The 10,561-nt window shown below is 61.8% G+C and carries 12 protein-coding genes; 6 read left to right on the top strand and 6 right to left on the bottom strand.

The genetic code is table 11. From position 1 onward, the window contains the following. Positions 1–9 precede the first annotated feature (9 nt). From BB029_RS20230 to yegS, 4 genes are all read left to right on the top strand, one after another. A complete protein-coding gene (locus tag BB029_RS20230) occupies positions 10–318 on the top strand; it encodes a hypothetical protein (RefSeq protein WP_053133393.1) in 309 nt (102 codons plus the stop codon). 24 nt (positions 319–342) lie between these two features. Continuing rightward, entirely contained in the window at positions 343–669 is a 327-nt protein-coding gene (locus BB029_RS20225; RefSeq protein ID WP_065940546.1) for a hypothetical protein, read from the top strand. Positions 670–702: 33 nt separating this feature from the next. Then, positions 703–1,248 (top strand): hypothetical protein, encoded by a 546-nt coding sequence (locus BB029_RS20220; protein ID WP_065940545.1) that lies wholly within the window; start codon positions 703–705, stop codon positions 1,246–1,248. Positions 1,249–1,344: 96 nt separating this feature from the next. Next, entirely contained in the window at positions 1,345–2,265 is a 921-nt protein-coding gene (gene yegS / locus BB029_RS20215) for a lipid kinase YegS (protein ID WP_027603880.1), read from the top strand. Here the strand turns inward: yegS and BB029_RS20210 are convergent. The 3 genes from BB029_RS20210 to BB029_RS20200 all read right to left on the bottom strand — a co-directional run bounded on the left by BB029_RS20210 (position 2,224) and on the right by BB029_RS20200 (position 4,577). Continuing rightward, a complete protein-coding gene (locus BB029_RS20210) occupies positions 2,224–2,883 on the bottom strand; it encodes a response regulator transcription factor (RefSeq protein ID WP_065940544.1) in 660 nt (219 codons plus the stop codon). The two genes, yegS and BB029_RS20210, sit on opposite strands and share 42 nt — an antisense overlap. Next, positions 2,880–3,773 (bottom strand): sensor histidine kinase, encoded by an 894-nt coding sequence (locus tag BB029_RS20205; protein ID WP_065940543.1) that lies wholly within the window; start codon positions 3,771–3,773, stop codon positions 2,880–2,882. The genes BB029_RS20210 and BB029_RS20205 overlap by 4 nt, the downstream gene beginning before the upstream one ends. 354 nt (positions 3,774–4,127) lie before the next feature. Then, positions 4,128–4,577 carry a hypothetical protein gene (locus BB029_RS20200; protein WP_174557005.1) on the bottom strand — a complete coding sequence of 150 codons (450 nt, stop codon included), beginning with the start codon at positions 4,575–4,577 and terminating at the stop codon, positions 4,128–4,130. Positions 4,578–5,126: 549 nt separating this feature from the next. On the opposite strand from BB029_RS20200, the gene BB029_RS20195 reads away from it, so the two are divergent. Continuing rightward, positions 5,127–6,062: a chemotaxis protein CheV gene (locus BB029_RS20195; protein WP_027603884.1), complete on the top strand. Its 936-nt coding sequence runs from the start codon at positions 5,127–5,129 to the stop codon at positions 6,060–6,062. A 39-nt stretch (positions 6,063–6,101) separates the two neighbouring features. Beyond that, entirely contained in the window at positions 6,102–6,908 is an 807-nt protein-coding gene (locus tag BB029_RS20190) for an MOSC domain-containing protein (protein WP_065940542.1), read from the top strand. Between the two features lie 63 nt (positions 6,909–6,971). Here the strand turns inward: BB029_RS20190 and BB029_RS20185 are convergent, their stop codons facing one another. From BB029_RS20185 to BB029_RS20175, 3 genes are all read right to left on the bottom strand, one after another. Next, positions 6,972–7,256: a pyrimidine/purine nucleoside phosphorylase gene (locus BB029_RS20185; RefSeq protein ID WP_027603886.1), complete on the bottom strand. Its 285-nt coding sequence runs from the start codon at positions 7,254–7,256 to the stop codon at positions 6,972–6,974. A 193-nt stretch (positions 7,257–7,449) separates the two neighbouring features. After that, positions 7,450–7,992 carry an exonuclease domain-containing protein gene (locus tag BB029_RS20180; protein WP_065940541.1) on the bottom strand — a complete coding sequence of 181 codons (543 nt, stop codon included), beginning with the start codon at positions 7,990–7,992 and terminating at the stop codon, positions 7,450–7,452. A gap of 74 nt (positions 7,993–8,066) precedes the next feature. After that, the gene (locus BB029_RS20175) at positions 8,067–9,950 is read right to left on the bottom strand and encodes an acetyl/propionyl/methylcrotonyl-CoA carboxylase subunit alpha (RefSeq protein ID WP_065940540.1); all 1,884 of its coding nucleotides are present in this window, start codon (positions 9,948–9,950) and stop codon (positions 8,067–8,069) included. Positions 9,951–10,561: the final 611 nt, after the last annotated feature.

The following is a 10,561-nucleotide window of genomic DNA, read 5'->3' as shown; positions in this document are numbered from 1 at the left end:
AAGAACGCCATGTTCAGTCGGTGTCTGCTGTTAAGTTTTTGCGCGGTGTTAACGACCGGCTGCACGGGCAGGGGCTTTCAACCTCCGCCGCCTGATTTTACCTATTGGCAAAAGAGCGGGGTGTCGGTTGAAGGCGTCAAGAGCAGCATGCTCGCGTGCGGGTACGCCAATGTGGCGGGCACGGGCGGCGGCTCAATCGATGAGAAACTGAAGCACTTCTATTGCATGAAGGACGCTGGCTTTACCCGCAAGGATAATCTGGACCTGTGCAAGCTTGGCCGCATTGGCGAATCTCCAGTGTGCGAAGGCCGTCGCTGAACCATCACTAAAAGGAAGCAAGGCATGAACGATCTACGCAATGGACTGTACGGCGTCGCGCTGGCATTGGCGGTGGCAGGGCTGGGCGGTTGCGCCTCGTCGATGACGGTCACCGGCGAGCCGGGGGTGAAGATGGGCCAGAGCTACGCCCAGGTGCTCGCGGTGGTCAGCCGAAACAACGCTGTGACCAAGCAGGTCGATGGCCAAGGCTTCCGGGCTGAGGGTTATTCGCCGATGTTCAAGGACTGCCGGATCAAGTACTTCATCTTCCAGGGCGCTGATGGCTTGCAGCAGGTGAAGTACGAGCCGGCGCCAGAGCTGTCGGTCAACCAGAATTGCCGTCAGCCGTAAGCGGCCCTTTATTCCTCTGCGAGTTGACTGCTGATGAGCTTTTTACGTGTGGTTCCCGTGGCGTTGCTGGTACTGCTGACCGGCTGCGGCCAAGTGGCGAACATCCGCTCCCTGTCCACCGGCTACGTTGCACCGCAGACCGGCGAGACCGCCCGCGTGCGGTTGATCACCGATGGTCTGGTGCGCGCGGTGCCGGGGCGTGATTGCCTGGACTGGAACGTGCCGGGCGCCGGGGTGATGGCGTCGACGAAAGCGGGCTTCCCCGATCACAACGGTGAAAGCCTGGGCATGCCTGGGCCGATTTATTCGTGGGCGGCTGCGGTGTCGTCGGAATTGGTGGTGCCGGCGAACAAGCCGATCGCCTTTCATTACCTGGGGCAATTGCAATATTCCCGGCAATGCTCCGCCAGCATGGCCTTCGTGCCTCGGCCCGGGGTGGATTACATGGTGCAGGCGTCCATGTATGCCAATTGTTCGATCCAGTTGCATGAACTGCCGGCGGGCGCCAAGCAATGGGTCGCTGTGGAGCCTGCGTCCAAGGGCAAGCTGTCGATGTGCAACGCGATGGATAACCTCTAATCAGTCGCTGGATTAATTTTCAATATTCATGGCTTTTTTTCGGTTGCCCAAGGTCCACATCCTTCAAGCACCTTTGAATCCAGGAGTAAGCCACCCATGACCACCCCCAAGGCACTGTTGATCCTCCACGGCAAGCAGGCCCTCAACGAGGACGTGCGCAGCGCCGTGCTGGCGCGGCGCGAGCAGGGTTGGGAGCTGGCGGTACGGGTGACCTGGGAGGGCGGTGACGCGAAGCGCCTGGTCAAGGAGGCCTTGGAGGGCGGCTACACCCACATCATTGCCGGCGGCGGCGATGGCACCTTGCGCGACGTGGCCGAGGCCATGGCGCAGGCCAAGGGTGAGGCCAGCCTGGTGCTGATGCCTCTGGGGACCGCCAACGATTTCGCCAAGGCTGCCGGCGTGCCATTGGAGCCCGCCCGGGCCCTGGCGTTGCTGGATGTGCCGCCCCGTGCGATCGACCTCGGCCAGGTCGGCGGGCAAATCTTCCTGAATATGGCCACCGGCGGCTTCGGCAGCCAGGTCACCGCCAATACTTCCGAAGACCTGAAGAAAGTCCTGGGTGGCGCCGCCTACCTGTTCACCGGCCTGACGCGCTTCAGCGAGTTGAAGGCCGCCTATGCCGAGCTGGACGGGCCGGATTTCCACTGGAAGGGCGAGCTGCTCGCCCTGGGCATCGGCAACGGTCGCCAGGCGGGCGGTGGGCATGTGCTGTGCCCTGGCGCATTGGCCGACGATGGCTTGCTCGACATCAGTATCCTGCCGGCGCCCCAGGAAGTGGTGGGCACCTTGCGCGAGCTGATGGGTAACGGTTGGGAGCTGGACGCGATGTTCGTGCGGGCACGCCTGCCGTGGGTCAACATCAAGGTCGCGCAGGGCTTGTACATCAACCTCGATGGCGAGCCGCTGGAAGGTGACGACCTGCACTTCGAGGCCTTGCCCAAGGCCCTGCGCGTGCATCTGCCGGTGGGTTCGCCCCTAGTCGTCCAGGCTGATGATCTGCTCGCGCACGGCAAATAACACCAGGCCCGCCACATCGAATATCTGCAGGCGCTTCATGATTTGTGAGCGGTGGGCTTCGACGGTCTTGATGCTCAGGCCCAGGCCGTGGGCGATCTCGCGGGTGGATTTGCCGCGCACGATCAGGCGCAGGATTTCCAGTTGGCGGGCCGTGAGGTTATGGCTGTGGCGTGCGGGCGTGGCGGGTTCCTGGCTGCGCACCAGCGCCTGGTTGATCACGGTATGGGCGATCGCCGGGCTCAGGTAGCGCTCGTTGTTGCGCAAGGCCAGCAATGCGTGTTCCAGCTCGTTGGCAGTGGTGTCCTTGAGCAGGTAGCCGTGGGCGCCTGCCTCCAGCGCGCACATGATCAGCTCCGGGTCGGTGTGCATCGACAGGATCAGCACCTTGCTCCTGGGGTGCGCACGCTTGAGTTGCTGTAGCGCGTCGAGGCCGCTGGTGTGCTTCATGGACAGGTCCAACAGCACGATATCCGGCAGCAAGGTATTGAACTGCTCCAGCAACTGCGCGCCATCGCTGGCTTCGCCGGTCACTGTGTAGCCGGGAATATCCTGGATCAGCGCACGTACGCCGGCCCTGATCAGTGCATGGTCATCCACCAGGAGTAATGTGCAGGTCACTCGATAACCTTAGGGGCGCTGGCCCGTTCGAGAGTGCGGGGCGCCCAGGGGAAAAGCGCGTCGATCCGTGTGCCGTTGCCTGGTTGGCTGCTGACGGACAATGAACCGCCAAGCTGGTCAATGCGCTCGGACATGCCAGCCATGCCCCGTTGACCTTCCAGGCCGGGGTTGATGGCGGGCGAAAAGCCCTGGCCGTCATCACAGATGGTCAACGACAGGCCCTCGGGCAGGCGTTGCAGGCGCACCAGCAGATTGCGCGCCTGGGCGTGGCGCAGCATGTTGGTCACGGCTTCCTGGGTAATGCGAAAGGCCGCCACGGCCATTTCTTCAGGGATGCCGGTCAGTCGTTGCTGGCATTCGAGGCTCCAGTGCACCGGGGTGTTTTCCAGGGTCTTGAGCAGGTGCGCGCGCAGGCTGGCTTCCAGGCCCAGGCTGGCGAGCTGCCGGGGGTTGAGGATGGCGGATACATCGCGCACCTTGGCCAGGGTCTCGTTCAAGGTGTTGCACAGCACAGTGCACTGGCTTTGCAATTCATCCGGCAGGCGGCGCTTGAGCCATTCGCTTTGCAGCTTGGCGGCGGTCAGCAACTGACCGATATCGTCATGCAGTTCACGGCTGAGGCGATGACGTTCGTTTTCCTGCACTTGCAACAGGCGATCGGCCAACTCCTGGGGCTGGAACTTGATGGATTTACGCGAGCGCCACTGTTGCAGGCCAACCACCACCAAGATGGCCAGGTTGAGCAGCAGCACCAGCAGCGGCAGCGGCGCGGAGCGGCTGTAGGCCCACAGGCTCAGCAGCAGCGAGCCGAGGCACAGGGCGAGGATCAAACGGCGTGCGTTGCTGCGGGACGCGGACCTTGCGATGAATGTCTTGAGGCTGGCATGCATAGCGGATGGAGCCAATGAAGGTTCGCTGCGGGAAGACCGGTCGCGGCTGACCGGGCTCTGTTTGGAATACGTTCTTGAATCGTTCTCAAGCAGGCTGAAGTTGAGTCACTTCAAGCGGGGGCATAGTACCACCACTCTTACCGTTGGTCGCCAGGTGCCGTGCCTGGCGGCCTATTTAAACGCGCAAGAACGCGGGGAATGATAATCCCTGCGTTAATGAAGTGAGGTTGTATTATTTCAAAGGGTTTGTATCGTTAATAGCTAATTGATGTTAAATCGCCATTTTGCTCCAGCGAGTTAGTTGGCGCTGTCGTTTTTAGATAACCCCGTGCTTGAATGCGACCTGAGAGCGCCTCAAGACAAATGATGCATACGTTGTTGCGGATTGTAACTGAAACCCTTTTGCGGAATTTGCAGGGTGACGGTGTCAATCAACTTGGTCTGTTCTTCTTTATCCAGGGTCAGTTGGCCTGTTTTTGCATCGATCAATTCCAACTGCCAGGCCAGCAATGTCAGGCAGTCATGCAGGGCCCCCAGGGCTTGATCATGTAACTGCAACGGGTTTTCGGCGTTGGCGATCACGTCCTGGATATGCCGCGAGAACTCGCTGATCGCTTGCAGGGCCAGGCAATCGGCCTTTTCGGCGAGCTTGATCAGGCTGATTTTCATGCAGTCGATGGCGTCACTGTCGTTGCGAATCAGATGCAGATGGCTCAGGCATTCTTCCGACTTGGCCAGCAGCTTTTCAGCCTCGCGCAGGAACTCAGGAAGTGCAAGTTGCCACTCGTTACCGTCGTTCATCATGCAAGTCTCCACAACATAAGGTCGGGTGATGAGAGGTCGCACCGGGTGAATGGCGTAAAACTACCGCTGAAAGATAACGGGAATCTGTAGGTCGCTTCTGAGTTTTCAGTAGGACGTTTATTTGAATGACGGCGACGGCTGCGCGTGGCCCTCGTGAGTGGGCTCGATTGCACACCTTCAGTTGCCGCGACGTGAGCGTCTGGAAAACCCATAAGACGAGGGCTGTGGATGGCAAACAAAAGCCTGACTCCATTCATGCAATGAGAATGGCGTCACATTAATGGCTATTAGATATTGCGAATATCAGGTTGGGCCTGATTGTGTATAGGGGAATCCCTTACATGGCGGAACCTTGCGTCGATTTGAGTGTCGCGCAATGTCGTTGCACCGCCATATGAACAGCCTCAGCAGTAAAGCATGATGTCAGTGTGACATCAATGAATTTACGTGGCATTTTACCGGGGTCAAGGTCCGGCATTTGCCGCCGATAACAAGCTAACTGCACAAACACTTCGCGCATTACTTTCCAGCGCACACCAGGAGCTCTTAATGGCCGGCATTCTCGACACGGTAGACCAACGCACGCAACTGGTGGGTGAGAATCGCCTGGAGATCCTCATGTTCCGCCTGGCCGGGCGGCAGCTGTTCGCCATCAACGTGTTCAAGGTGCAGGAAGTCCTGCAACTGCCCAAGCTGACCCTGATGCCCCAGCGCCACCCCTTCGTGTGCGGCGTGGTCAACCTGCGGGGCCAGACCCTGCCGGTGATCGACTTGTCCCAGGCCATCGGCATGCGTCCGCTGGTGCCGGGCCCCAACAGCACCATTATCGTCACCGAGTACAACCGCTCGGTGCAGGCGTTCCTGGTGGGTGGCGTGGACCGCATCGTCAACATGAACTGGGAAGCCATCCTGCCGCCGCCGACCAGCGCCGGGCGCCAGCATTACCTCACCGCCATCAGCAAGGTCGACGACCAGTTGGTGGAGATCATCGACGTGGAAAAAGTCCTCGCCGAGATCGTGCCGTACAACGCCAAGGTCTCCCGCGAAAAACTCGACGACCCGGTGCTGGAGCGCGCCCGTGGCCGCGAAGTGCTGCTGGTGGACGACTCCAACGTGGCCCTGTCGCAATTGCGCGACACCCTCGGCCAACTGGGCGTGAAGATGCACATCGCCAGCGACGGTCTCAAGGCGCTGAACATGCTCAAGGCCTGGGCCGACGCCGGCCATGTCATGACCGACAAGCTGCTGATGATCTTCACCGACGCCGAAATGCCCGAGATGGACGGCTACCGCCTCACCACCGAAATCCGCAACGACCCACGCCTGCGCAAGCTCTACGTGGTACTGCACACCTCGCTGTCGGGCAGCTTCAACGACTCGATGGTGAAGAAGGTCGGCTGCGACAACTTCCTGTCCAAGTTCCAGCCGGACAAGCTGGTGGATGTGGTGCGTCAGCGCCTGATGCTGGACGAAGCGTCCGCTTGACCTTAGGGTGACGGCTTTGCCCCTCAGGAATGTTGGCCCATGCTTCGTCTCAGCGCGTTGTACCGTTACCCCTTGAAGTCCGGCAAGGCCGAAACCCTGCAACAGGTCGGCCTGGATAAACTGGGGTTGGACGGCGATCGACGCTGGATGCTGGTGGATGAGGCCAGCGGGCGTTTCCTCACCCAGCGCGCCGTGGCGAAGATGAGCCAACTGTCGGCGCTGTGGAACAGCAGCGGCGGCCTGACCCTGAGTTCGCCTGGCTACGCGCCGCTGGACGTGGCGCTGCCCGGCAGTGCGGCCGAGCTACGTGGCGTGACCATCTGGCGCGACACCTTGCGTGTGCCGGACGCCGGCGACGAAGCCGCCGCCTGGGTCAGCGCCTTTATCGGCAAGCCGACGCGGCTGGTGCAGATCCCCCTTGAACGGGCGCGTACCACCCAGGCAGGTTACGGCCGCGATGATGACCAGGTCGCGTTCGCCGACGGTTATCCGTTGCTGGTGATCGGGCAAGCGTCCCTCGACGATCTCTCGCAAAAAGTCGGCCGTCCCATGGACATGCTGCGCTTTCGCCCCAACCTGGTGATCGAAGGCAGCGACGCCTTCGCCGAAGACGGCTGGAAGCGCCTGCGCATCGGGGATGTGGAGTTCCGTGCAGTCAAGCCCTGCTCACGCTGCATTCTCACCACCATCGATCCGCACACCGGCGAGCGCAGTTCCGACCGTGAGCCTTTTGTGACGCTGGAGGCCTACCGCAAGACCGAGGACGGCGCGATTTTTGGCCAGAACCTGGTCAACGATGGCGTGGGCCGCCTGGAAGTGGGCATGCCGGTGATCATCCTCGAATAAGCCATGGGCCCATAAAAAATGCCCGTCTCCTGGGAGACGGGCATTTTTTTTGCGGCGCAGCGATCAGCCGCGGTATTCGCACAGGTAAGCGGTGTCCACCGCGACCTTCAGCTGGAACTTGCTGTTGGCCGGTACGTTGAACTGGCTGCCGGCGGCGAAGGTTTCCCAGTCGTTGGCGTCGGGCAGCTTGACGCTCAGGGCGCCGGACACCACGTGCATGATTTCACGCTGGGCGGTGCCGAATTCGTATTCACCCGGGGCCATCACGCCGATGGTCGCCGGACCTTCTGCGGTGCCGAAAGCGATCGACTTGACGGTGCCGTCGAAGTACTCGTTGACTTTGAACATGGGCGAATCCTCGGAAAAAGTTGATGCTTTACGCTCATCCTGTAGGCGCGAGCTTGCTCGCGAAAAACCTGAGAGCGCCGCTGGGTGCCAGGTTTACCGCGTTATCGTTAACGACCTTCGCGAGCAAGCTCGCTCCTACAGTTGAGCAGCAAGGAAAAGGGGGAGTCAGTATGCCCAAGGCTTCGGGCGCTGCCTAGACCGGCAAAATCAGCGGCAGCAGGCGCGCGGTGTTGCGTGCATCTTCCAGCGCTCGATGTTGCTGGCCCTGGAACTGCATCCCCGCCAATTGCAGGGCGCCATTGAGCCCCAGGGGCTTGTCCAGGCGCCGGGCCTTGGCGAAGCGTTGCTTGAGGTTGACATGGGGCGTGGGGGCCATGGCGCTGGCCAGGCCATGGCGCTGCCATTCGAGCTCCAGCTGCACGCGGTCGTAGTCACCCCAACTGGCCCAGCCTTCCAGGCGCGCCTGATGCTGGCCCAGCCAGCGCTCGAACAGCGGCCACACCTCGGTGAACGGTGCAGCGCCGTCGATGTTTGCCTGGGTGATATGGGTCAGCTGGCGACAAAAGGGCGTGAGCAATGGGCGGCGCAGCGGCCGCACAAAGCGCTGGAAGTGGTCCAGCTCGCGGCCCTGGCGGTTCACCAGGCTCGCGCCGATCTCGATGACTTCCATCTCCGTCACGGGCCAGCCGCCTTCATCCGTTGTGGCTTCAAGGTCAATAATCAGCCAATGAGGCATCGCGCAGGTTCCCGTACTCGTCCTTTCCCGTTGGGGATAGAGCGTAGACCGGCCTTGTAGTTCCGACTAGGGGGTTATTCGATCTCCAGCAGAACCTGGCGATTGCGTACCTGATCGCCCGCCATCACCTGCACGGCCTTGACCACGCCGTCCCTGTCGGCCTTGAGTGGATGCTCCATTTTCATGGCTTCGAGCACCAGCAGCAGTTGGCCTTTAGTCACCTGTTCACCGGTGCTGACGCGGACGTCGACGATGGCACCGTCCATCGGTGCCTTGACCGTGCCGCTGCCGGCGTCGGCCTGGCGCCCGGCAACCTGCTGGGTGCGGTTGGTGACGGTAAGGCCAGGCAGCCACAGCCGGGAGCCCTCAAGGTGATAGGCGATACGCCGGCGAACGCCGTTGAGCACCACGGTGGCGTGACGGCCATCGGTGCTGAGTAGCAGGGGGGCGGCGGTGACAGTATGGATTTCGCCGTCGACCTCCAGGCGAAAGGTGCAGGGAACACGGGCGTTGTTGCGCCATCCCGCGAGGCCGTGGGGATGCTGGTCGGCGCTGTGTTGGTAAAACAGCGCGGCGGCCAGGGCGAGTTGATCACTTGTCGCGGCCGGGCGCGGTATTTCGCCGAAGTGCTCGGCGATAAAGCCGGTGTTGAAATCACCGTCGATAAAGCCTGGGTGCTTGAGCAATTCAGCCAACAAGCGCTGATTGGTCGTCACCCCCAGCAACAACGTGTCTTCCACCGCCCGCAGCAGTTTGCGCCGGGCTTCTTCGCGGGTGGCGCCATGGGCGATGAGCTTGCCGAGCATCGGGTCATAGAACGGGCTGATGGTTTCGCCTTCGTACAGCCCATGGTCAACCCGTACGCCCACGGCCGGTTCCCAGCGCAGCACCTCACCGGTTTGCGGTAGGAAGCCCTGGGCCGGGTCTTCGGCATAGAGGCGCACTTCCATGGCGTGGCCGCTCAGGCTCACCTGCGCCTGCTCGAGCGGCAGCGGCTGGCCGGCGGCGACCTGCAGTTGCCAGGCCACCAGGTCGAGGCCGGTGATCAGCTCGGTGACCGGGTGCTCCACTTGCAGGCGGGTGTTCATTTCCAGGAAGTAGAACCGGCCGTTGCGGTCGAGCAGGAATTCCACGGTACCGGCGCCGAGGTAATTCACTGCGCGCCCGGCCTTGAGCGCGGCTTCGCCCATGGCCTGGCGCAGTTCGGGCGTCATCACCGGGCAGGGCGCTTCCTCGATGACTTTTTGATGGCGGCGCTGGATCGAGCAGTCCCGTTCGCCGAGGTAAATCAGGTTGCCGTGGCGGTCGCCGAACAGTTGGATCTCGACGTGGCGCGGCTCGATCAGCGCCTGTTCGAGGATCAGTTCGTCACTGCCGAACGCATGCCTGGCCTCCGAGCGGGCGCTGTGCAGGTTGTCCAGCAGCGCCTCCGGCTGGTGGACCAGACGCATGCCACGGCCACCGCCGCCGGCGCTGGCCTTGATCATCAGCGGGTAGCCGATGCGCTCGGCTTCACGTTGCAGGCAGGTGTCATCCTGGGCGCTGCCCTGGTAGCCGGCGATGCAAGGCACGCCGGCCTCGAGCATGGCGAGCTTGGACCGGCGCTTGCTGCCCATCAGTTCGATGGCCTCGGCGCTGGGGCCGATGAATGTCAGGCCGGCGTCCTGGCAGGCGCGGGCGAAGCCGGAGTTTTCCGAGAGGAAGCCGTAGCCGGGGTGGATGGCATCGGCGCCGGTTTTTTCCGCGGCCTCGAGGATGGCCTGGATATTGAGGTAGGACTGTTGTACCGCAGCGGGGCCGATGCACACGGCTTCGTCGGCCATCTGCACGTGCAGGGCCTCGGCGTCGGCGTCGCTGTAGACGGCGACGGTGCGGTAGCCCAAGGCCTGGGCCGTGCGCTGGATGCGGCAGGCGATTTCGCCGCGGTTGGCGATGAGGATTTTTGTGAACTGCGGCATTTTTTGCTCCGTGTGCATATCCGTTATTTAGGTAACGGCCACTTATGGTTCCGCCCTTACGGCGGCTCACTTTTGGAAAGACCCAAAAGTAAGCAAAAGGTCTTCGCCCCAACACTCGGCACCTCGCCTAGGCTCGGTGTGCCCTCACTCCGGCTTTGGAGCGTGGGCCGCCGCAATGGGCCATCCTTGGCCCAGTGCGGCTAACCCGGCGTCCTGCCGGGTTACCCACGCTCCAAAGCCTGCGTTCGGCCAGCGTGTTTGACGGGGCGATCCCAGATCAAAAACAAAGCGAGGCGGCCTTAAAGCCGACCTGATCTTTGAAGCGTACGCGGTGTGGCTTCTACTTCCTTAACCGCTGACGAAGTCAGCAATCTTTTGATCTGCTCTGGCTCTTGATCTGCTTTTGATTTTGATCTTAGGCGCCCCGTTAACCACGCTGGCCGAACGCAGGCTTGAATCCGTGGGTAACCCGGCAGGACGCCGGGTTAGCCGTCCTGGGCCAGGGATGGCCCATGACGGCGGCCCACGGATTCAAGCCTGCGTTCGGGCATACCGAGCCTAGGCGAGGTACCGAGTGGTGGGGCAAGAGCCCTTTGGTTACTTTGGGGCTT

Source organism: Pseudomonas sp. S3E12 (assembly GCF_001702295.1).
GTDB classification, from domain to species: Bacteria; Pseudomonadota; Gammaproteobacteria; order Pseudomonadales; family Pseudomonadaceae; genus Aquipseudomonas; species Aquipseudomonas marginalis.
This window is presented reverse-complemented; position numbering and strand designations above follow the sequence as displayed.